The sequence below is a fragment of the Bacteroidetes bacterium SB0662_bin_6 genome, from assembly GCA_009839485.1.
In the GTDB taxonomy this organism is placed as follows: domain Bacteria; phylum Bacteroidota; class Rhodothermia; order Rhodothermales; family VXPQ01; genus VXPQ01.
Genome location: VXPQ01000023.1, coordinates 1 through 22,521 on the forward strand (window position 1 = coordinate 1; position 22,521 = coordinate 22,521).

The 22,521-nt window shown below is 58.8% G+C and carries 17 protein-coding genes, 2 tRNA genes and 1 pseudogene; 10 read left to right on the forward strand and 10 right to left on the reverse strand.

What is annotated here, in order from left to right:
• Positions 1 to 571: efflux RND transporter permease subunit (locus tag F4Y00_03355; protein MYE03997.1), on the reverse strand; the 571-nt coding region annotated here is incomplete at its 3' end.
• A gap of 130 nt (positions 572 to 701) precedes the next feature.
• On the opposite strand from F4Y00_03355, the gene F4Y00_03360 reads away from it, so the two are divergent.
• Positions 702 to 869, forward strand: coding sequence for a hypothetical protein (locus F4Y00_03360; GenBank protein MYE03998.1), 168 nt, complete (start codon positions 702 to 704; stop codon positions 867 to 869).
• On the opposite strand, the gene F4Y00_03365 is transcribed toward F4Y00_03360, so the two are convergent.
• On the reverse strand, positions 802 to 1,587 hold the full coding sequence (locus tag F4Y00_03365) for a TIGR00730 family Rossman fold protein (protein MYE03999.1): 786 nt from the start codon (positions 1,585 to 1,587) through the stop codon (positions 802 to 804). The two genes, F4Y00_03360 and F4Y00_03365, sit on opposite strands and share 68 nt — an antisense overlap.
• 123 nt (positions 1,588 to 1,710) lie before the next feature.
• Positions 1,711 to 2,262, reverse strand: a complete 552-nt coding sequence (locus F4Y00_03370) for a hypothetical protein (protein ID MYE04000.1) — start codon at positions 2,260 to 2,262, stop codon at positions 1,711 to 1,713.
• Between the two features lie 198 nt (positions 2,263 to 2,460).
• Between F4Y00_03370 and F4Y00_03375 the strand changes: the two genes are divergently transcribed.
• Positions 2,461 to 4,080 carry a hypothetical protein gene (locus F4Y00_03375; protein MYE04001.1) on the forward strand — a complete coding sequence of 540 codons (1,620 nt, stop codon included), beginning with the start codon at positions 2,461 to 2,463 and terminating at the stop codon, positions 4,078 to 4,080.
• Between the two features lie 448 nt (positions 4,081 to 4,528).
• Positions 4,529 to 7,825, forward strand: a complete 3,297-nt coding sequence (gene mfd, locus F4Y00_03380; protein MYE04002.1) for a transcription-repair coupling factor — start codon at positions 4,529 to 4,531, stop codon at positions 7,823 to 7,825.
• Positions 7,826 to 7,842: 17 nt separating this feature from the next.
• Here mfd and F4Y00_03385 read toward each other — a convergent pair whose 3' ends face one another.
• The 6 genes from F4Y00_03385 to F4Y00_03410 form a co-directional block, all read right to left on the reverse strand.
• Positions 7,843 to 8,490 (reverse strand): 16S rRNA (guanine(527)-N(7))-methyltransferase RsmG, encoded by a 648-nt coding sequence (locus tag F4Y00_03385; GenBank protein ID MYE04003.1) that lies wholly within the window; start codon positions 8,488 to 8,490, stop codon positions 7,843 to 7,845.
• Positions 8,491 to 8,500: 10 nt separating this feature from the next.
• On the reverse strand, positions 8,501 to 10,411 hold the full coding sequence (gene mnmG / locus F4Y00_03390; protein ID MYE04004.1) for a tRNA uridine-5-carboxymethylaminomethyl(34) synthesis enzyme MnmG: 1,911 nt from the start codon (positions 10,409 to 10,411) through the stop codon (positions 8,501 to 8,503).
• 98 nt (positions 10,412 to 10,509) lie between these two features.
• A complete protein-coding gene (mnmE, locus tag F4Y00_03395; GenBank protein MYE04005.1) occupies positions 10,510 to 11,901 on the reverse strand; it encodes a tRNA uridine-5-carboxymethylaminomethyl(34) synthesis GTPase MnmE in 1,392 nt (463 codons plus the stop codon).
• A 50-nt stretch (positions 11,902 to 11,951) separates the two neighbouring features.
• Positions 11,952 to 13,850 (reverse strand): membrane protein insertase YidC, encoded by a 1,899-nt coding sequence (gene yidC / locus F4Y00_03400; GenBank protein ID MYE04006.1) that lies wholly within the window; start codon positions 13,848 to 13,850, stop codon positions 11,952 to 11,954.
• A 99-nt stretch (positions 13,851 to 13,949) separates the two neighbouring features.
• Positions 13,950 to 14,414 carry a ribonuclease P gene (locus tag F4Y00_03405; protein ID MYE04007.1) on the reverse strand — a complete coding sequence of 155 codons (465 nt, stop codon included), beginning with the start codon at positions 14,412 to 14,414 and terminating at the stop codon, positions 13,950 to 13,952.
• Positions 14,415 to 14,423: 9 nt separating this feature from the next.
• The gene (locus F4Y00_03410) at positions 14,424 to 14,579 is read right to left on the reverse strand and encodes a 50S ribosomal protein L34 (protein MYE04008.1); all 156 of its coding nucleotides are present in this window, start codon (positions 14,577 to 14,579) and stop codon (positions 14,424 to 14,426) included.
• A gap of 148 nt (positions 14,580 to 14,727) precedes the next feature.
• Here F4Y00_03410 and F4Y00_03415 point away from each other — a divergent pair.
• The 7 genes from F4Y00_03415 (at position 14,728) to F4Y00_03445 (ending at position 20,930) form a co-directional block, all read left to right on the forward strand.
• Positions 14,728 to 14,799, forward strand: a tRNA-Gly gene (locus F4Y00_03415).
• Positions 14,800 to 14,859: 60 nt separating this feature from the next.
• A tRNA-Val gene (locus F4Y00_03420) sits at positions 14,860 to 14,934 on the forward strand.
• 434 nt (positions 14,935 to 15,368) lie between these two features.
• Positions 15,369 to 15,704: an STAS domain-containing protein gene (locus tag F4Y00_03425; GenBank protein MYE04009.1), complete on the forward strand. Its 336-nt coding sequence runs from the start codon at positions 15,369 to 15,371 to the stop codon at positions 15,702 to 15,704.
• Between the two features lie 69 nt (positions 15,705 to 15,773).
• Positions 15,774 to 16,937: a SpoIIE family protein phosphatase gene (locus F4Y00_03430; protein MYE04010.1), complete on the forward strand. Its 1,164-nt coding sequence runs from the start codon at positions 15,774 to 15,776 to the stop codon at positions 16,935 to 16,937.
• 14 nt (positions 16,938 to 16,951) lie between these two features.
• A complete protein-coding gene (locus F4Y00_03435) occupies positions 16,952 to 17,362 on the forward strand; it encodes an ATP-binding protein (GenBank protein ID MYE04011.1) in 411 nt (136 codons plus the stop codon).
• A gap of 35 nt (positions 17,363 to 17,397) precedes the next feature.
• Positions 17,398 to 18,732: an ABC transporter substrate-binding protein gene (locus tag F4Y00_03440; GenBank protein ID MYE04012.1), complete on the forward strand. Its 1,335-nt coding sequence runs from the start codon at positions 17,398 to 17,400 to the stop codon at positions 18,730 to 18,732.
• Between the two features lie 32 nt (positions 18,733 to 18,764).
• Complete coding sequence (locus F4Y00_03445; protein ID MYE04013.1) at positions 18,765 to 20,930, forward strand: HAMP domain-containing protein; 2,166 nt, start codon at positions 18,765 to 18,767, stop codon at positions 20,928 to 20,930.
• 150 nt (positions 20,931 to 21,080) lie between these two features.
• Here F4Y00_03445 and F4Y00_03450 read toward each other — a convergent pair.
• A pseudogene (locus F4Y00_03450) lies at positions 21,081 to 22,508 on the reverse strand (DEAD/DEAH box helicase).
• Positions 22,509 to 22,521 lie beyond the last annotated feature (13 nt).

The following is a 22,521-nucleotide window of genomic DNA, read 5'->3' on the forward strand; positions in this document are numbered from 1 at the left end:
TCTCGTAGTTGCGCACCCCGCTGGTCTCGACCAGGGACACGTTCGGGAGCGCTGCAAGATCGTCCTCGATCCGGTAGGCGAGCTCCTTCAGCGAACGCTCGGGAACGTCGCCGTAGAGGACGAGACGCATCATGCTTTGCGCGTTCGTCATCTCCCGGATCTGGGGCCGCTCGGCGCCGCCCGGGAACGTCTGAATCCGCCCCACCGCCGACTCGATTTCGTCCTTCTTGGCGCCCATCTCCGTACCCGAGTTGACTTCAACCCTGACGGACGCCATCCCCGGGGCCGCTACGGACCTGACCGTCTTCACGTCCGCCAGTCCCCGGACCTCATCCTCGATCTTGACGACGATGGCCTCTTCCACCTCCTCGGGCGTTGCGCCGGGGAACGGCACCGAGATCTCGAACTGGTTGAAGGGCACCGTGGGCCACGCTTCCTGCTCGAGACCGGTCAGCGACACGAGACCCACCGCGAGGATGCCGAACATCAGCAGGTTGGCCGCGACGCCGTTGCCCGCCATGTAGGCGATCGGTCCACGGGGTTCGGCGTGGTTGCTTCGGTTGGAATTCATTGGTGCGGGTCGGAGCGGGTCTGGAGAAGCACCTGCGTGTCGGTGGGCTGCAGCAAGAGTTTGAGTCCGATGCCTACCAGCTGTGATCTCTCAACAGGTTGTTCATTAGATCCTGACGTCCGAATTTATCATGGACAGCCGCACCGAAAACCAGGGAGAGATCCAAATGAAGATACACAAAAATGCCCGATTGACGCCGAAGGGTCGAGAGATTCTGGTTTGCCGCATCGTTAACGAGGGGCTTCGCGTCGAGGAAGCCGCCCGGATTCGCCCAGAATCCACTGGGGTTTCAGATTGAGGTGGAATCGCGCGTTGGCCGCTTTGACGATGCTGGAGACGGCTTCCTCAGGGGAATCGGTAATCACCCACCGATCAGCGTCCTCCGGACTGATTGTCCCCTCGCGAACCATGGTATGGGAAACGAAGTCGATCATTTCCGACCAGTACTCGGCACCCATCACAACGACCGGCAAATCCAGTATCTTCCCCGTCTGCACCAGGGTAAGCGTTTCAAATATCTCATCCAGGGTGCCGAAACCACCCGGCAGCACCACGAATGCATAGGAGTATTTGACCAGCATCACCTTGCGGACAAAGAAGTGGTTGAACTCCACCCACTGGTCCAGATACGGGTTGGGGTCCTGCTCTTCGGGAAGCTCGATATTGCAGCCGATACTGCGTCCGCCTGCCTCCTGGGCTCCGCGGTTGGCGGCCTCCATAATACCGGGGCCTCCTCCGGTCATCACGGTGAACCCTGCGGCGGCCAGTTCGCCACCTACCTGTCGGGCCAACTGGTAGTAGACGTGATCTTCGGGGAAGCGGGCCGAACCGAAAACCGTCACGCAAGGCCCGACAAAATGCAGCTTGCGAAAGCCCCGGAGGAATTCGAAGAAGATGCGCACGGCCCGGATCAGTTCGGCCAGCCGCCTGCCCGGTCCGCTCAGGAAAAAGCGCTCCTCCAGCGTGCTTTTTCCGGAACGCGGCGATCCTGGATTTACATTCTTCGATGTCTTCACTTGCCGGGGTGGATGTTATGCTCCGATATTTTTCAATAAGTCGTTATTTTTCAGGAAATTATGATTTAATCAGGAGCTTGTCCTGTATAATCCCCCTGGCGCTGCTATACACGCCTTCCGATTCTACCGTATCGCCACCTCCCTGCATGACTCCGACCAGTTTGGATTCCGGTCAAATCCAGGCGGACTCGCAAGCGGACAGAGGCGCAACACGCCATGAATCATGGCGCCGCCCTCTGCAGCCTGACCCCATACCTTCGCCTCCTGTTTCCATAGCGCTGCTTCCTGCTCCCATTTTTCCGCTGTGCGTTCTTGTGCCTCCACAATCTCCCACCACTTGTCCGGGGTTTCAATCCGTGCCATATAGAATGCCTCCACCGCCAATCTTCGCGCTTTTTCCGCGCGTTGTAACGCCTCCGACGCCAACGCCCGCGCCTGCACCGCCAATGCGTCATATTCCGCTGCATTCCGGGAATCGTTACGGGCCGCCCGCGCCAGGGCAGCGAATGTCCCCGGACGGGTCGCTCTTAGCTTTTTCCTCTGGGCTTCTTCCCGTTGATCATGATCGTTTATTGAACCGCCTGTCGTCCCTTCCCATATTTGCCCTTGCGCCACGGAGGGCAACATAGCGAGCATAATCGTCAGGATGGCAATGCGTACAGCCGATCGCTTCATGGGTTGGTGTGTTTTACGAGGAAAAGATTTCGTGAAACAGGGGTACCGCCGGATATCCTCAAGCGTTCCATGTCCCCGTGCCATTCATCCGGCACCGGATATAGTCCGCCAAAAGCGGTATCGAAAAAGCGCATCGGGATGGGGCGGTCTCGACTGGCGGCGGGATGTGACTGGGGGAACATTGGGATATGCCTTAAGTTGGCCTCAAACGAACAGCAAGGAAAGCTGAAGATGAAAAAACAAAGGCGGTTCCCGGCGGCCACGATCCCGGCGCTCATCACGGTGGTAGCGCTTCTCATGCTCAACCCCGTGAGGAGCGCCGCCCAGAACTTCGGATCGGTCACCTTCCCGACCTCGGGAGCCGCCGAAGCGCAGCCGTACTTCGAGGCTGGTCTCCTGTTGCTCCACAACTTCGAGTACGAGGACGCCGCAACCCAATTCCGGAGAGCCCGCGAGATCGATCCGGGCTTCGCAATGGCGTATTGGGGCGAGGCCCAGACCCACAATCACCCGATCTGGATGCAGCAGGACCGCGACGCGGCGCTGGCCATCCTGGCGAAGTACGCTCCCACCACCGCCGAGCGCCTCGCACGGGTTCCGACCGAGCGCGAACGGGACTGGTTCGAGACCGTCGAGGTCCTCTACGGAGACGGCCCCAAGCAGAAGCGCGACTTCCTCTACCGGGACGCCATGCGCCGCCTCTCCGAGAAGTACCCCGACGACCACGACGCCGCGGCCCTCTACGCCCTCTCGCTCCTCGGCACCGCGCACGACGGCCGCGATTTCGCGATCTACATGAAGGCCGCCGCCGTCGCGCAACCCGTCTTCGAGGCCAACCCGATGCACCCCGGCGCCGCCCACTACATCATCCACGCCTTCGACGATCCCATCCACGCGCCGCTCGGACTCCCCGCGGCGCGCGCCTACTCGGAGATCGCGCCGGACGCCTCCCACGCGCAGCACATGACCTCGCACATCTTCGTGGCCATGGGGCTCTGGGACGATGTGGTGATCGCGAACGTGCGCGCCCGGGACGTACAGAACGCGGGGCTGGAGCGGAAGGGGCGGCGGACGAACGTGTGCGGGCATTATACGTCGTGGCTGCACTACGGTCACCTGCAGCTGGGACGGTTGAAGGACGCGGCCGCCGTGATGGAGGCGTGCCGGGAACGCATGGCCGACGACCCGAGCCGGGGAGAGGCGGACCACTTCGTGAACATGCGGGCCCGCGCGGTGATCGACGCGGGGGACTGGGCGGGGGCGGGAGAGTTGACCGCCGACCTGGAGGCGTTCCCGAATCTGGCGCTGCCGTACGACTTCGTCGACGCGCTTGCCGCGCTCCGGACCGGCGACCTGGACGGCGCCGTGCAGCTCCGGTCCCGCTACGGTACGCCCAACGACGAGCGCGACCCGCGACGGGGCATCCTTCTCCACGAGCTGGACGGGTTGATCGCTTTAGCCACGGGCGACGCGGACGCCGGGATCGCGGTGCTGGAAGAGGCAGCCCGGCTCGAAGAATCTCTGCCGTACGAGTTCGGCCCCCCGGCGACACTCATGCCGCCCCACGAACTCCTCGCGACCGAGCTGGCCGCGCTTGGCCGCCACTCCGAAGCGCGGGCCGCCTGGGAGGAGCAGCTCGCCCGTACTCCGAAACGCACCCAATCGCTGCTGGGCCTGGCCGGCGCCGCCATGGCTCTGGGCGACGAGGTCGCGGCGCGTGAGACCTACGCCGTGCTCGCAGAAGTGTGGGCAAGGGCGGACAGGGGTGTTTCAGTCCCGACGGGTTCCGGCAGGTCCAGGAGCCTTGGCAGTCCGTGAGTAAAACCGCCCGAGCACCGAGAGCGGTGAGGCACCACGCTGCAACTTTTAGTCTCATCAAGCCCAATGACTAAATCCGTGTGGGGCTTCCCCAATTCCGTGCTTCCCCGTCTCAACCGCCGCCAATACGGCGCCCCTTAAACCCCCGAAATCGTCGTTTTGAGTAATTTCTACTCCATTTCTAATACTTTTCTACTCCATTTCTAATACTTTTTTACACACTGCAGGTATTTATGGATACGGATGGCTGCATGGATTTTTCCGCCCTTGTGAACCTCCCGGCCCGTTTCGTCGTTTTCCGTCGCGCCGGGTGCGCAAGCGCTCCCATGCGGCAGCGGCTCTGCGTCTTTTCTCCACAAAATCCGTTCGACCCGTGGCTCTTGCTTCGATCCGCAGGCAACTGGCCTCCACGGACACCTTCCGCAAGGTGTGCGCATGGTGCAAGCGGATGGATCCCCAAGCGCCGTCCACCCTCCAGGTGAAAGGACTGGCAGGATCCGTCTCGTCTTTCCTGCTCGGACAACTCCACGAAACCGCCAAGGCGTCGCAAAGCCTCTGCGTCTATGTGGCGCCGGACGAAGAAATAGCGGCCTGGGCCTTCGGAGACATCGCCCAGCTCGTCGAGGAAGACCAGGGCGTCGTGCGGCTGCCGGCCACCGGACACAAACCCTACGACACCGAACAACTGGACGATCCGGCCCCGCTCATTGCCCGGGGCGATGTGCTCCAGCAGATAGCCGAAGGATTCCGCGGCCTCGTGGTAACCAGCGTCGAGGCGCTCGTGGAAATGGCCCCGGCGACGGAAACGGTCCGAAACCGGACGATTTCCATCGCCTCGGGGGCCGTATTTCCCCCCGAAGACCTTGCAAACCGCCTTGTGGAGCTGGGTTTCGAACATGTCGAGTTCGTGGAACGGCCCGGAGAAATGGCGCTGCGGGGCGGCATCCTCGACATCTATCCATTTACCGGCTCTTGGCCCGTGCGGGCTGAATTCTTCGGCGACGAGATAGAATCCCTGCGGGAATTCGATCCCCGGTCGCAACGATCCGTCAGCCGCCTGACCGTGGCCCGCCTCGTCCCGAATATGGGAAACGACCTTTCCGGCAACAGCGCGCACGCCCCTATCTTCGAACAATTCCCCGAACGAACCCTCCTCATCACAACGGACGAAGAAGGACTTGTAGAGAAGGCCGCCGAACAGTTCGATGCCGCTGCAAAAGCCTGGCATCATACACTGGACGAAGACAACGAGGCGCCCGCCCCCGCCACGCGGTATCTCTCCGCTGAACTCTTCGAGAAATCCCTGCTCCGGTACAATCGGGTGCTGCTCGGTTCGTTCTCCGGCGCCGGGGAAGAAACGCTCCAATTCGAGGCATCGCCGCAACCGGATTTCAATGGAAACATCGGCCTTCTGCGCAGCCGTATTCTGGCCAATGCCGAACAGGGCGCCCGCACATTCATCCTTTGCGACAGCCGGGGACAGGAGGTCCGCCTGTCCGAATTGCTCGACGACGAGACCGCGCAGCAAAGCGTCCGCATCTCCATCGAATCGCTGCACGAAGGATTCGAAATCCCTTCGCTCGGCCTCGCCGTCTACACGGATCACCAGATATTCAACCGGTATCACCGCCCCTCCGTGCGCGGCCAGAAAAAACGCTACGGCGGCCTTAGTCTGCAAGCGCTCAAGAATCTCTCGCCCGGCGATTTCGTGGTGCATGTGGATTACGGCATCGGTCGGTTCGCCGGGCTCCACCGCATTACCGTACGCGAGAAACAGCAGGAATCCGTGAAAGTGCTTTTCCGGGACGAAGATGTCCTGTATGTCAATGTCAACGCACTGCACAAACTCCATAAATACTCGGGCAAGGACGGCCGTCCGCCTGCGCTCACCAAACTCGGTTCCGGGCAGTGGGAACGCACGAAATCCCGCACCAAGTGCAAGGTCAAGGACATGGCGCGCGACCTGATCGCGCTCTACGCAAAGCGGAAGCAATCCGCCGGGGTCGCTTTTTCCCCGGATACGGTCTGGCAACGGGAAATGGAAGCCTCATTCCGGTACGAAGACACGCCCGATCAGACCACCGCAACGAATTCCGTCAAAGGCGATATGGAAGCTCCGGTGCCTATGGACCGGCTCATCTGCGGAGATGTCGGGTTCGGCAAAACGGAAGTCGCTGTCCGGGCAGCTTTCAAGGCAGCGCAGGACGGCAAGCAGGTGGCCGTGCTTGTGCCCACGACGATCCTTGCCGCACAACATTTCGAAACCTTCTCGAAAAGGCTGAACAAGTACCCGGTTAAAGTGGAAATGATGTCGCGTTTCCGTTCCGGCGCCGTGCAAAAGCAGATCGCCAAGAAGATCGAGGAAGGAGCCGTCGACATCGTGGTGGGCACCCATCGCCTGACATCGCAGGATATCCGGTTCAAGGACCTGGGGCTGCTCATTATCGACGAGGAACAGCGCTTCGGGGTAGCCGTCAAGGAGCGCCTGCGGAAGTTGCGCGCCGAAGTGGACACGCTTACCCTTACGGCCACCCCGATCCCCCGAACCCTCCAGTTCTCGCTGCTGGGCGCCCGCGACTTGTCGCTCGTCACCACGCCGCCGCCGAACCGGCGCCCTGTCAACACCGAGATTCACACCTTCGACAAGAATCTCATCCGGGATGCAATCCTGTATGAAATCAGCCGGGGCGGGCAGGTATTCTTCCTGCACAACAACATCTGCAATATGGACGAAATGGCCGACAGCCTGCGCCTCATCGTACCCGATGTACGCATGCGGACAGCCCACGGGCAGATGAAATCGAGCGAACTGGAACGGGTCATGACAGACTTTATCGCAGGGCGTTTCGACGTACTCGTGAGCACCAGTATCATCGAGAACGGCCTCGATATACCTAATGCCAATACCATCATCGTCAACCGGGCCGATCGGTTCGGACTCGCCGAATTGCATCAGCTACGGGGACGGGTCGGGCGGTCGGACCGGAAGGCTTTCTGCTACCTGCTCGTTTCGTCCATCCACGGGCTTACGCGCGAGGCGCGGCGCAGACTGCAAGCCGTCGAAGAGTTTTCCGATCTGGGAAGCGGCTTCCATCTGGCCATGCGCGACCTGGACATCCGGGGAGCCGGAAATCTCCTTGGGGGCGAGCAAAGCGGTTTTATCGAGGAGGTAGGCTTCGAAACCTACCACAAGATTCTCGAGGAGGCCGTGCTGGAACTCCGGGAAGAAGAATTCCCGGACGTACTGGACGAGGAAACGGCGCCGGGCGTCCCCGAAACCACGGTGGATATCGAAGAAGACGCCTTCATCCCGGAGCGCTACATCTCGAACAACGTAGAACGCCTGAACATCTACCGCCGCATCAGTGAAGCCGTGGACGCCCGGGCGCTGGCAACCATCCGCGACGAGATGCAGGATCGTTTCGGCGCCCTCCCCGCCGAGGTGAATCACCTGTTTGCTGCGGCCGAAATGAAATTCCTTGGCCAGACGCTGCGCCTGCCCAGAGTGCTTTTCAAGAACAAGCGGCTTTTTCTATACATGCCGTCCCCGGAAGGCGATCCGTATTTCCATGAGCAACTGTTCTACGGTTTTCTCGAGCGGCTGAGCGGATTGGACCGGAGGTATGTATTGAAGGAAACGAAAAGCCGGACGCTGCGGGCGATTGTACAGGAGGTCCCGAGGCTTTCCGACGCCCAAAATATTCTGCACCGCCTGCAGCCCGAACCGGCGAAAACAGCGGCATAAGCGCTTGGCAAACCGGTTCAGGTGCGGGCCGTGCAGGCCAGCATCGCCTTGTCACGGAACCAGGGGCGCGGGTCCATATCCGCAAGCTCGATCCGCTCGATATCCGCCTCGCCGGCGATGGACGCTATTTCATCCGTGAGATCGCCCCCCTTGAGGCAAATTACGCCGGGCCGCCATGTGTCCGCAGCCATGGGGTCGGCGAAAGGCCGCGCAATCCGGTCATGCCATCCCCATAAATCCCTGAGCGGCGCCGTAGCGCGCGACACCGAATAGGTGCATTCGGCATGCGTGTCTTCGGCGAGCGCTTCTGCGGGGCCGTGCCAGACCCTGATGTTCGCGAGCCCGAGCCGCCGGATCATAGCGCGCAGGGTCTGTACCTTCTTCCCGACCTTGTCCACGGCAACGACCTGAATATCCGGGCACGCGATCGCAAGAGGAACAGCGGGAAGTCCTCCTCCGGTACCCCAATCGACCACCACCGCCCCCGGAAGAAAGCGCCGGTGCGTCAGAAACAGGCAGTGCAGACAATGCATCCGGACCGCTTCCGCATCCGCGTCGCGCGAAACAAGATTGATGCGCCGGTTGAAATCGAGGAGCATCGCCTGGTAAGCGTTCAGGAGACGCCGCTGCTCGTCGCTCAGTGCCCGAAAAGGATCCCAAGGCATGCCAGGACCCTCAGGTAGCCACGGGCGAAGGAGACGGCTTCCTTACCGGGCGCTTCCGCAGCATCACCAGGAGCACCGACACATCCGCCGGGCTGACCCCGCTGATGCGCGACGCCTGCCCCAGATTGTCCGGGCGGATTTTCGACAATTTTTCCCGCGCTTCCAGCGTGATATGCTCGATAGCCTCGTAATCGAAATTCTCCGGCAGGCGAAGCGATTCCATTTCTTCCATCTTCCGCACCAGGTCACGTTCGCGATCGAGGTATCCCTCATACCGCAGATCTATCTCGATCTGTCGTGCTGCAGATTCCGGTCCCGGCGCCGGCGTGACCAGTTCCTCCTTGCGGCCTATATGATCCAGCAGGTCGTCGAGCGAGACCTGGGGACGCTTCGCCAGTTGCACAAGGCGTTCGGGCCGCCGGAGAGGGTCCGTGCCCACCTGCTCCAGGTAGGCATTCACTGCGTCAGGTGATACGGTTACCGCCTCGACAGCCGCCCGTGTGGCCTCGATGGCATGCTGTCGGGCCCGCATCCGTTCGTAGCGGGCATCCGTCGCGAGACCCAGCGTATGACCCAGCGCCGTCAGGCGTTGATCGGCATTGTCCTGCCTGAGCAGCAACCGGTGTTCGGCCCGCGAAGTGAACATGCGGTAGGGTTCGTCCGTGCCCTTGGCCACCAGATCATCGATGAGCACGCCAATGTAGGCCTCCGACCGTTTCAGGACGACCGGGTCTTCGCGCTGCAAGTACCGCACCGCATTGATCCCGGCCATGAGCCCCTGTGCGCCAGCCTCCTCGTAGCCCGTCGTGCCATTGATCTGCCCGGCGAAAAACAGTCCACGGACCCGCTTCGTCTCCAGGCTGTACCGTATCTGATACGGAGGAAAATAATCGTATTCGATCGCGTAGCCGGGACGCAGCATGTGCACCTGTTCGAGACCGACCACGTTGCGCAGCGCCGCGAACTGCACCTCTTCCGGAAGGCTGGTCGAGAAGCCGTTCACATACACCTCATAGGTGTTGCGGCCTTCCGGCTCCAGAAACAGCTGGTGGCGGTCCTTTCCGGCAAACCGGTCGATCTTGTCCTCGATCGACGGGCAATACCGGGGACCGGCGCCCTCGATCCGTCCGGCGAACATGGGACTCCGGTCGAATCCTTCCCGCAGCGCGTCATGCACCTCGGGAGACGTATAGGCAATCCAGCAACTTATCTGATCTTCCGGAAGCCGGTCGGTAAGAAAGGAAAACGGGGTAGCCGACGGATCTCCCGGCTGTTCCTCCAACCGGTCATAGTCGATCGTGCGCCCGTCAATGCGCGGCGGGGTACCCGTCTTCAACCGTCCGCTCTCGAAGCCGAGCTTTTCGAGGCACGCGGTCAATCCGGTCGAAGCGCGCTCGCCCATGCGTCCGCCCCCGTATTGGCGTTCCCCGATATGAATGATCCCGTTCATGAAGGTGCCGCTGGTCAAAATGACCGTCGGAGCATGAAACGCCTGCCCGATTTGCGTACGTATGCCCGTCACCCGACCCTGCTCCGTACACACCTCGACAGCCATATCGGACCGCATGAACAGACCGGGAATGTCCTCCAGCTCCTCCCGAACCGCCGCCGCATAAGCTACCCGGTCGCACTGCGCGCGCGGCCCCTGCACAGCGGGGCCTCTGCGCTGGTTCAGCATCCGAAACTGTATGCCGGCGCGATCGGTCACCTTGCCCATAATGCCGCCAAGGGCATCGATTTCACGGACAATATGCCCTTTGCCGATGCCGCCGATGGCCGGATTGCACGACATCTGCCCGATGGTTTGCAGGTTCATAGTAACCAGCAACGTGCGAGCGCCCATACGCGCGGCCGCCGCAGCCGCCTCGGTCCCGGCGTGCCCGCCGCCAACCACAATGACATCGTACGCAAAAGGATGCATGCTTCCGGTCTTCGATAATATCCCGTCCTGTGTACCCGCGGAAACGCCGGTTCGTGCATGGATGGAAACGACACGAGGCAGGCAATGGCTCCCGCCGCCTACTTTCCTATGCAGAATCGGGAGAAAATCTGATCCAGCACATCTTCGTTCGTGATCTCTCCGGTGATGGCGCCGATCTCATGCAAGGCAACCCGCAGATCCAAAGCCAGGAGTTCGCCGGTGCTTCCGGCGCCGAGGCTCCGGCGAGCCGCCCGCACCGCATCGAGCGCCTTGCGCAGGTGATTGCGATGCCGCTCGTTCGTCACGACGAGCGAGCCCTCGGAGAGGCTCAGATCACCGCCCGCCGTTTTGAGCAGGCAGGCTATCAGAGGTTGTAACTCCTTTTCGTCCCGAAATGCCCGTTTTGCCGATAAGGCAAAGACATCGGGTTGTCCCTCATCATTGATCGGCCCATTATCCTGTCTCAGGAGATCCGTCTTGTTCGCCACCAGAAGCACCGGGGGAGCACCCCGCTCCGCTATCGCCTCGATAAAAGCCCGCTCGCCTGCATCCATACCCACTGCGACGTCATACACATACACGAGCACGTCGCTCCGCTCTATGGCTCGCTCGGCGCGCAGCACCCCTTCCGCCTCGATGGCGTCGGCTGCGTCCCGGAGACCCGCCGTATCCGTGAACCGGAACAGCAAGCCGTCGATTTCCGCCTCGCCTTCCACTTCGTCGCGCGTGGTGCCGGGGACAGGGCTTACTATAGCGCGGTCGTTTCCCAGCAAGGCATTCAACAAGGTGGATTTCCCTGCATTGGGCCGCCCGCCAATCACGACACGCACCCCATCGCGCACCCGGCGCCCGAGCCGCCAGGACCGGAGCAATTCGTCCAGCAGTTTTTCGCTCCCATCCAGAAGCGCTTCAAGGCGTTCCCTATCGGCGAACGCCACATCCTCTTCGGAAAAATCCAGTTCGAGTTCGAGGAACGCACAGAGTTCGAGCAGGTCCGCCCGCACATCCGCCAGCACCTCGGAATAGCGGCCCTGAAGATGGGAAACGGACACGCGGTGCGCCAGAGAGGACGAAGCGTGGATCAGATCGGCCACGGCCTCGGCCTGCGCCAGATCCATCTTCCCGTTCAGAAAAGCCCGCTGGGTAAATTCGCCGGGGGCGGCCAGGCGCGCGCCCTCTTCCAGCATCCGATTCAGAACGAGCCGGCTCGCAAAATCGCCTCCATGGCACGAGCACTCCACGACATCTTCGCCGGTCGCCGAACGGGGGGCCCGAAAAAGCGTAGCGACTACCTGATCGATGCGTATCCCGTCGCGGCTTGCCACATAGCCCACATGCGCCGTATGCGAGGCGGCTCCCCGAAGATCCGCCCCCTCAAAGCAGGCCGCGGCGATCACTACGGCTTCCGGGCCGGAAATGCGCACGATACCCAGCGCAGCGCGCCCCCTGGCCGTTGCGATGGCGGCAATGGTATCGCTGGAAGCTTGCATGGCGCATGAAGCGATACGGTTGAAAAAATCGCTTGCGGCGCGTTCGGCGACTACTTGCGCCTCCCGGTCGTACGGGGGCCGCCGGGTCTCCGCCTGCCTGCCTTTGCCTTCCCTGTCCGGGCAAGAGCCTGACGGCTTCTCTTTCTTCCGTCCACTTGCTTTTTACCCCGGCCTTTCGGCGCAGGCTCGCCGTTTTCTTCCTCCTTGGCATCGGCAATATGCCGGTTGATAACCTTTTGCTGCACGGCAGTCACCACATTATACACGAGGTAGTACAGGCTCAGGCCGGACGCAAAGCGATTGAAAATGGCGAAGATCATCACCGGCATTACATAGGTGATGATCTTCATCTGGGGGTTCGAGGAAGGGGTCATCTGGATGCGCATCTGAACGATCATCGAGATGCCCATGAGCAGCGTGAAGCCGGCTACGAAGTCGCCGTAAAACGGAATGGTGAACGGGAGATTTAGAATAACGTCCGGAGCTGACAGGTCATTGGCCCACAGAAATCCCTGCTGCCGGATCTGGATGGACTGCGGAAGAAAAAGCCACAGCGCGATAATGATGGGATACTGCAACAGCATAGGGAGACAACCGCCCACCGGATTGACGCCGGTTTCCTTGTACATCTTCATCATTTCCTCCTGCTGCTTCCGGGGATTGTCCCCGTACTTCTCCTTTATGACCTCCATCTTCGGTTGCAACTCGCGCATCCGGGCCATGCTCTTGTAGGAGCTCTTCGTCAGCGGGTACAGGGCCAGTTTGATCAGAATGGCGAAGACAATGATGACATAGCCGTATCCGGGAATGAACTTCGCCAGAAACGTGAACGCAGGAATAAAAACCAGCCGGGCCAGGGGCCGGGTAATCCACTCGAAAAAATCCCAGCCGTAATCCACCATGTCGTAAAGGCCGAGATCGTAGTCGTTGATCCGGTAAAACTCCATCGGCCCGATGTACAGCCGGAACTCGTCCGGCCCATCCTCCGGTTGCGCCATAAGCAGGCGCATGTCGTAGTCCTGTCGAAAGCCTTCGCTGCCCGGCTCCCCCGTCTGCTCTCCGATGAGTTCGGCGCCACGGGTGCCGGAAGAGGGAATCATGACAGAAGTGAAATACCGGGTCTTGATAGCGGTCCATGTCACGTTTCCGGAAAGGCGTTGCTCTCCGAAGTCCTCTTTCCTGAGCAATACGTTCTCGACCTCGCCCCCGCTACGCGCATAGGCCCCGGCCGCCTTGGCTTCCTCGTTCGTATCGTTTTCCGTGAAGGGAATAGCTCCTGTCCATATCAACTCGTATCCCTCCCTTGTAGAAAAGGCCGCCGCATTTTCCTGGTCCACACGCAGGCCGATTTCGTATTCGCCCGGATGAAATGTGTAGGTCTGCCGCAATACGCCGCCCTGAATACCCGTTTCGAAGTGTAACATGGCCGGCTCGGCGCCCACGTGCAGGGTATCGCCCTCGTAGGACGTATCGAAATACAGCGCGCGCGTATCGACAAGATGGGAACGGGGTGTCGTAAAGGCGATCCCCAGCGCCCCCGATCCGGTGGTGTCCACCATCTGTACGGGCGTTTCCTGATCGAATTTCCTGTATTCTTTCAGGGAAAAAGAGATCAACGTGGCGCCTTTCGTCGAGAAAACCGCTCTATAAAGATCGGTATCGACCGTGATGAAACGGGCTTCGCCCGCTAACGCCGCGACAAGCGACGTATCCCGGGTAACTGCCTCTGTAGCTAACAACTCCTCGCCTGACAGTACGTCGCCGGACCCGGGCGCAAGCGGGGCGCCCCCTGTAGTGGTTCGTTCCGTGGCCTGCGAATCTTCGGCGAGCTCCTCCTGCACTGCCGGATCGCCGGCAGGCACAGTCGGCTGGGGAGGGGCGAACACCCAGAGCCAGACGAACATGATAATCGCCACCAGTACGGTTGCGATGACGACATTGCGGTCCAAATCAGGTTCCCCTTGCTCGTATTACAGGATGGACGGGTATTGCTTGCGCTTGCAACGTATCCACAAACGTGCCGAAACGCCGTCGCGCTAAACGGGAAGTCAGGTGTGACGTTCCGAACGCATGGAAGATTCGTCGAGACGGCGGCAGAGTTCTTGCAACGCTTCCGGCAGATCGGCATGCACCCGGAAGCCCGGCCGGGCATCGTCCTGTCGACCGGCGCGATGAATGATCATCATCGTCAACGCACGTTCCGCACCGGAAAAACGATCCAGTATTCCCTGCTGATGCAGCCGGTAGGTTTCGCGCAGCAACCGCTTGATACGGTTGCGACTTGCAGCTTTTGCATGGCGGCTGGGCGCAAATCCGATCTGGACAGGTGCATCTGCCTCGAGTTGCGCACGAGACACGATCCGGTACACAAGCCGAATACATCCTTTGCTCACCGTACCGACATCCTCCCGGTTACGGTCAAACAAGGGGCGAATCAGACGCTTCCGCTTAAGGCGGAATGAGCGCGGCAATTTTTGAAACGGGCGCAGGCTCCCATCCTCTGGCACGACCACGACCTCAGACTATTTGCCGGACCGCGTGTCGCTTACGGTAAGGACGCTACGGCCTTTCTCGCGCCGGCGCTTGAGCACCCTGCGCCCGTTTTTTGAGCTCATACGGGCACGGAAACCGTGCTTGTTCGCGCGCTTGCGTCTACTTGGCTGATAAGTACGTTTCATAATACGGTGATCCGAAAACGCATCTCGACTATTTTATCGCAGGTACAGAACATAGTTATACGCACATACCTGCGGGTATGTTTTCGCATCTCGTGAAGCAACGTCTTCGGAACCCCTTTTTCCTGACGGAGTACCGGGGAAGAGTACAGCGGGAGTAGCTCAGGGGTAGAGCATCAGCTTCCCAAGCTGAGGGTCGCGGGTTCGAATCCCGTTTCCCGCTCGGTCAGATGGTTCGGCATGCGTGGCGACAGCGTCACCATGCGTCGTACCGGTGCGAACCGGGCGGTTAGCTCAGCTGGTTTAGAGCGCCTGCCTTACAAGCAGGAGGTCACTGGTTCGAATCCGGTACCGCCCACAAAAAGAGGAATTACGTCTTTTTATCCTTGTCGTTCCCCCTTGACTTCCTCTATCAAAAACATTAGACTGCACCGGATTCTGTCCTGTGAATCCCCGATTTTCGGGTCCAGGCAGGGTCTGTATCACAATGACGCAGAACGATTCATATTCGGTAATGGATGCTACAGGGGGCAACGCATTTCTGGCGAAAGAACCCCCTCCCCGGCTGCTCAACTGGAGATACAGGACCTTGGACTACTTTATTGCACCTATTATAATCCGGACAGATCCGTACAGCCTTGACAGGAGTATAACCATGTCTACGGACTACGGGTTGAAAAGAAAGAGCATGAACGAAGGAAGCTCCTGTTTGGCGCCCAAAAACATGGCCGCGACTTGTAGCGAAACAAGAAAACAAACTGCGAAACAACTACTCTCACGGAGGTAGAGTCAATGCAAGTAACTACCGAAAACAAAAACGGGAGCCTTGTCATAGTGACCGAAGGGCGTGTCGATGGCAGTAACGCCCCCGAATTCCAGGAAGCCTTGAAAGAAGCGATCAAGGAGGGCGGGCAAAAGGTGATCCTCGATTTCGAACACCTTTCGTATATCAGTAGTGCCGGCCTCCGTGTAATTCTGATGTTCGCCAAGCAGCTCCGGAGAGAAAACATATCATTTGCGGCATGTTCACTCATCGCTTCGGTCAAGGATATTTTTGCAATTAGCGGCTTCGACAAAATCATCCCGATTCACGAATCGCAAAATGAAGCGATGGCTGCACTTGGATAATCGGGATCATTGATTGAGCAAGGTTTTTATGGTGCCGGCCAAGCCGGGGAATGACAAAAATATCCGGGGATGAGCAAAAATCCGTACAAGATCCTCGTCGTGGACGACGAACCGGACTTGCAGCCGCTCATGTTACAACGCATGCGGCGAAGCATCCGGTCTGGTAAGTATACTTTCGTCTTTGCGGGCAATGGTATAGAGGCATTGGAGCGGCTTCGTGAGCAGGAAGATATTGATATGGTGGTCTCGGACATCAATATGCCGCAAATGGATGGGCTGACCCTGCTTGACCAGATTGCGCAATTGGATCCGAATATTCGCTCCGTGATTATTTCCGCCTACGGTGACATGAAGAACATTCGCACGGCAATGAACCGCGGCGCCTTCGACTTCATCACCAAACCGGTCGATTTCGACGATCTCAGAATTACCATTGACCGGACCCTGGAACACATGGCGCGTTGGCGCGAAGCGCTCGCTTCGCGTGATAAACTGGTTTCGCTGCAGAACGAACTCGATATCGCCAGAAAGATGCAGCGGGCAATTCTGCCTACTGAATTCCCCAACAAGCCCGACTACCGCATTTTCGGCGACATGGAGCCCGCCCGCAATGTCGGTGGAGATTTTTTCGATGTGATTCCTTTGGGACGGGGTCGGGTCGGCCTCGCCATAGCCGATGTGTCGGACAAAGGGGTGCCGGCCGCCCTGTTCATGATGTCCAGCCGCACCTTGTTAAAAGGTGCAGCTATTGGAAGCACAGCGCCCTCCGATGCCCTGCGGGAAGTAAATAATATGCTGTGCGAGAAAAACGATTCCATGATGTTTGTGACCCTGCTGTACGGGATATATGACCCCGAAAGCGGAGAATTTACGTATGCGAACGCGGGGCATAACAGCCCGGTCGTTCTTCATTCCGATAAAAGCTGCTCCATGCTCCCGCTGACCGGCGGAGTGGCTATCGGGGTCATGCCGGAGCTGGAATACGAGCAGAACACGATCACGCTCGCGCCCGGCGAAACGCTCACTTTATATACGGACGGCGTCACGGAAGCCATGAACGAGGACAAGGAAGAGTTGGGCGAAGAGCGCTTGTTCGATATGCTCAAGGGGGCTTCCTCAGGAGAACCTGAGGCAATTACACGGGCGATCTTTGACGGAATAAAGGCTTTTGTCGGCGACGCGCCGCAATCGGATGACATTACCTGCCTGGCAATCCACCGGCCCGAAAACTGACATCCGACATCTTCATGCTCTCTCTTAAAATCAAAACGGAAGTCGCAGAACTGGAGCGTATCTTCGCGGCCGTGGACGAGCTTGCAGTTCAGAATAATTGGCCGGACGATTTCATCTTTCGAATCAATCTGGTAATTGAAGAAGTAGCAATGAATTGTATAAAATACTGTCATATGGAGGGAGTGTCCGATTTCGAGATAACGATGGACCCTCAAGACGATGTCCTTACCGTTGAGATTATCGATGCCGGACGACCCTTCGATCCGCTAACGGATGCCCCTGAGGCGGATACGGATTCGGATATCGACGACCGCGCCATAGGCGGTCTGGGTATACATCTGGTGCGCACCATGACGGATGATATGCGCTACCGGCGGGAAGCAGACCAGAATCATTTGACGCTGATCATGCACAAACCTTCATGAAGCAACTATCCGGCCTACTGGCAGCTGTGCTTCTGATGCTGGTTCTGGCGGGAACTGGCCCTTTCATTGTTTCCATCACTATTCCGGAGGGATGGACCTGGTTGGGCAGTGGGATCGAAAAAAGTGAAGGCGAGGTGGTTCCGGAAGGAAACGTAGAGACAACCTCCTTCTCTGAAAGTACTCCGCAAGATGCTCCGTTGCCGGATACCGCTTCGGTAGCAATTCAGGGAATCGGCGTTTCCGACGAACAGGTCGTGTTTGGCCAATCCGCGGCCTTCAGTGGACCAGCTCAGGAACTTGGTCAAGGGATGCAACGGGGTATCCAGGCCGCTTTTCATGAAGTCAATCGGCGCGGCGGGGTTCATGGACGGCAATTGAAACTGATATCCCTTGACGACGCCTATGAACCCGAAGCAGCGATCGAGAATACCGTTCGATTGATCGAGGAGGAAAAAGTGTTTGCGCTGATTGGCGCAGTCGGCACGCCCACTTCCCGTTCCGCCGTTCCGGTTGCCGCAGATGCAAATATACCTTACATCGCTCCGTTCACTGGCGCCGCCTTCCTGCGCGACACCACATGGCATAACATTATCAACCTGCGGGCCTCGTACGACCAGGAAACCGAGGAAATGGTTGCCCGGCTTACAGAAGATCTGGATATCGAGCGCATCTCGATACTCTATCAGGACGATTCCTTCGGTCGTGCGGGCTATCTGGGAGCAAGACAGGCGCTCGAAAAACGCGGGATGGAGCCAGCCTCCATCGGATTGTATACGCGGAATACATTGGCTGTCAAGACAGCCCTCCTCGATCTGCGTCAGGGCGATCCCGAAGCAGTGATTCTCGTGGGGGCGTACCAGCCGGTTGCCGCGCTGATCTCATGGGCAAGGCATACGGGATTGAATCCCGTTTTCATAACCATTTCCTTTGTGGGCAGTAACGCGTTGGCCAGAGAACTCGGGGAGGAAGGCGACGGAGTCTTTGTAACCCAGGTGGTGCCTTTCCCGATGGACCAGACCCTCCCGGTGGTTGCCGCCTACCAGCGCGCCCTGTCGGCCTATGCCCCCGAAGAAGTTCCCGGATTTGTCTCCTTTGAAGGCTATCTGGCCGGACGCCTGGCCGCCGCCGGACTGGAAAGGTGTGCCCGGGATGTGACAAGAAACTGTTTCATCGATAGCCTGCAACAGACAGGCAGCGCCGACATCGACATCAACGGCTTCAAACTCCGCTACGGGAAACACGACAATCAGGGATCAGACACCGTATTCCTGACCATGATAGGGGAAGATGGTCGCTATTATCCCGTCAACTCGCTCATGGACACAGATCGTCTGTGGAAACAACTGCCCGTTCTGTGGCCAATGAATTAGTTACCTCGTCAACTCGTTCATAGACGAAATCTGTGGCTAACTCACTGCAAAGCCTGAAGAACCGTCGCTTCCGGATTTCCACCCAACTTTATTCCGGTATTGGAGGCGCTGTGGCCCTGACCGTGGCCGCAAGTCTGGTCGGGTGGTTTTCCTTCAACCAGGTCGGCGAAGCCCAGAGCGATGTAAACGAAGGCGCCATTCCCGAGATGGCGGCGGCCTTTGAGATTGCCCAATACAGCGGGACCCTGGTGGTTGCCGCTCCACGCCTGACGGCCGCTGAAACCCCTGAGATATTCGAAGAAATCTATGTAAGCATTATCGAAGCCCGTGAATCCTTTGATCAGCAACTGGCGGTTCTGGAAAGCAGCGAGGGGACCGATGAGCGTTCTCAGCGCATTCGCGCCCATTCCGACACGCTGACCGCCAACATCGAAGCCATCAAAGACCAGGGAGAAAGGATGTTCGAACTGGCTGTGGCGCGGGAAAATTTACGAGAACAAATCATAGACCTGCGTAACCACCTTGAACGTTTAGTGGTCTCGGCCATCGATGACCAGTATTTCTACACGGCCACCGGATACCGGGACCTCGGCACTCCCCCGGCGGAGCGCTCGGAGCATCTCTCGGAAGAGGAATTGGAGCGGTACCGCCACTTGTCCGAATTGCAAGCGGACGCCAACATCGCCACGGAGTTGCTGGTGAACGCATTTACTCACTCCTCCGCTGCGACGATCGAGCCGCTACGGGAACGTTTCGAGGCCGCCGCCAGCCGCATTGAACGTAATATGGCGGTGCTTCAGGATTCCCCTTTTCATGCCGAACTTATTCCGGCTTTCGACGAACTGTACACCTTGGGGACGGGAGAGGAAAGCGGCTTTGTTTTACTGCAGGAGGAACTACGGCTCGCCGAGAATCAACGGGACTTGCTTGCATACAACAGCAACGAGGCGGCCAGCCTTATCGCTGAAGTGGACAGTCTGGTGATTGCGGCGAGCAACAGTGCGCAGGAAGCCACCGACGCTTCTGCGAATGCCATCTTTACGGGCCGCACCCTGCTCCTTTCGATCAGTATTGTCAGTATCGTCGGAGCCATTCTTATTGCCTGGTTATTCGTCGGCCGCATATTGCTTTCCCGCATTCAACGCTTGTCGGACTGGATGCATCGCATGGCCGAGGGAGAGCTGGAACTTGAGGTCGAGATCGGCGGAAACGACGAGGTTACCGACATGGCCGGAGCCCTCGAGGTATTCCGGCGCCATGCTCTGGAAGTGCAGCGACTCAACCTCGTGGAAAAACTGGCGGAAGATCTGAAGACGAAAAACGATGAACTGGAAAGCGTGCTGGACAAACTGCGCAAGGCCCAGGATCAGATTGTCATGCAGGAAAAACTGGCGGCCCTTGGCGAATTGACCGCGGGTGTCGCCCATGAAATCAGAAATCCGCTGAACTTCGTAAAGAATTTCTCCGAGGCGTCGGAAGAACTTCTTGAGGAACTGCACGAAGTGCTGAATGAAAATGACGAACAGCTAAGCGAGGATCAGCAGGACCTGATCCAGGAAATCACGGACGACCTGAACAGCAATTTCGAGCGTATCAAACATCACGGCGAGCGCGCCGACCGCATCGTTCACGACATGCTGATGCTGGGGCGGGGCGAAGCAAAACACCAGGACACCGACATCAACAACCTGCTCGATGAACATGCCCGTCTTGCCTACCACAGCGTACGGGCAAGCGATTCTGACTTTCAACTCGACATAAAAGAGGACTTCGACCCGGATGCAGGCGTTCTCAAGGTCATATCCCAGGATCTGGGCCGCGTTTTCCTGAATATGGTGAACAACAGTTGCTATGCCATCGACGAAAAGCGACGTGAAAAGGCAGCAGCCGGAGTGGGGATCAAGGACTACATGCCGACGCTGTGGCTCACCACCAGGCGCAAGGAAGACTCTGTCGAGATACGCATCAAGGACAACGGCCCCGGGATTCCCCCCGATGTGATGAAAAAGATATTCGATCCGTTCTTCACTACGAAGCCCACCGACAAGGGCACCGGGCTCGGCCTCGCTATGTCCAGCGACATTATCCGCGAGCACGGGGGCGCCATCCGTGTAGATACCGAAGTGGGAGAGTTCACCGAGATGATCATTGAACTACCCCTGACGCCGGCGGAAGAAACGGCTGAAGCAGCGGGATAGCACAACGGAAAAAGCGTACTCCTCTTACCTTTTCTTACCGCGGGAACGCGCCCGATTCCGCGGCTTTTTGCCAGTACTTTTGGGCTCCTTCACTTCCTCCTGCGCCGTCTGCGCCGTCTGCGCCGTCTGCACCGTCTGCACCGTCTGCGCCTTGTTCATATGGATGTCGCTCACGAGCATGGCAAGTAGTTCCGGTTCTTCCCGGGCCAGTTCCCGGACAAGCGGCACAAACTGCCGGTCGCGCTCCCGATCCATATTCGTTCGTTCGCGAAGGCGATTCTCCAACGCGACCGTAAGACGCTCCGCAACGCGCGCATTCACCTCCTCCGGCGTCGGGAGGGGGCGTTTCTCCACCGGTACCCCATAGCGCATTGCGGAACGGATGAGGTCCGTCTCATCCTCCACGGTGGCAAGTACGACAGCGACGCCTATTTTCCCGGCGCGGGCGGTACGACCCGACCGGTGAATCAGGTATTCCGGATCTTGCGGCACGTCATACATGAATACATGGCTGAGGTCCGATATGTCAATCCCCCGGGCAGCGACATCCGTGGCGACCAGAAAGCGCGTTTCTCCTGCATGGGTTCGGGCAAGAGCTGCCTCCCGGGCCTGCTGTGATAAATCTCCGGAAATGGCATCGGCGCTATAGCCATAATTCCGCAGAAACGTCGTCAAATACTCGACATCTCTTTTTCTGTTGACAAATATGATCGCTGATTCGGGATTTTCAATCTCGAACAGGCGCACCAGCACGCGATCCTTCTCCATCGGATCGGTTACATAATACCGGTATTCCATCGTCTCGATACTCTCCTTGCCCGCACTCAACGAAATGAACCGGGGTTCCGTCAGAAAATCGCGGCTGAGCGACCGCACTCTTGGAGGAATTGTGGCGCTGAACATCAGGGTGCACCGTTCGGCGGGAAGATACCGTCGCAACGCCTGCATATCCGGGTAGAAGCCCATTGAAAGCATCTCATCGGCCTCATCGAAAATAACATAGTCGAGTTGCCGCAGATCGGCGTTGCCCCGGCTGAGATGATCGAGAATGCGGCCGGGCGTACCGATTACTACCTGGGCGCCCGCCTGCAAACCCCTGATTTGTGAACCGTACTCGACCCCCCCGTACACAAGAACAGATTCCAGAGCGCCGGTTTCGGGATTGGCCTGCTTCATGTGTTCGAACACCTCGTTGATCTGCTTCGCCAGTTCGCGGGTGGGCGTCATGACAAGTGCCTGCGCGACACGGCGCGATGGATCCAGAAGCTCGAAAAGCGGCAACAAAAAAGCGCCCGTCTTGCCGGATCCGGTGCGGGACTGTACAATCAGGTCGGCGCCTTCGAGAATGTAGGGAATGACCTGCTCCTGGACGGGCATGAGGGTATCCCATCCGGCAGCACCAAGGGCCGCACGCACCTTCACGGGCAAGTTGTCAAGGGAGGCGTCGGGAAGGCGCTCTGCAACACCCTCTCGGATTTCCTGGATCTGTCGTTCGTTATGCTCCTCGCGCTGTGCGCGACGGGTCAAGTCAATGACCTTGGTGTAGGAAGATGACAGGGTTTCGTCGTTCTCGCTCATAACGTCTGGTATC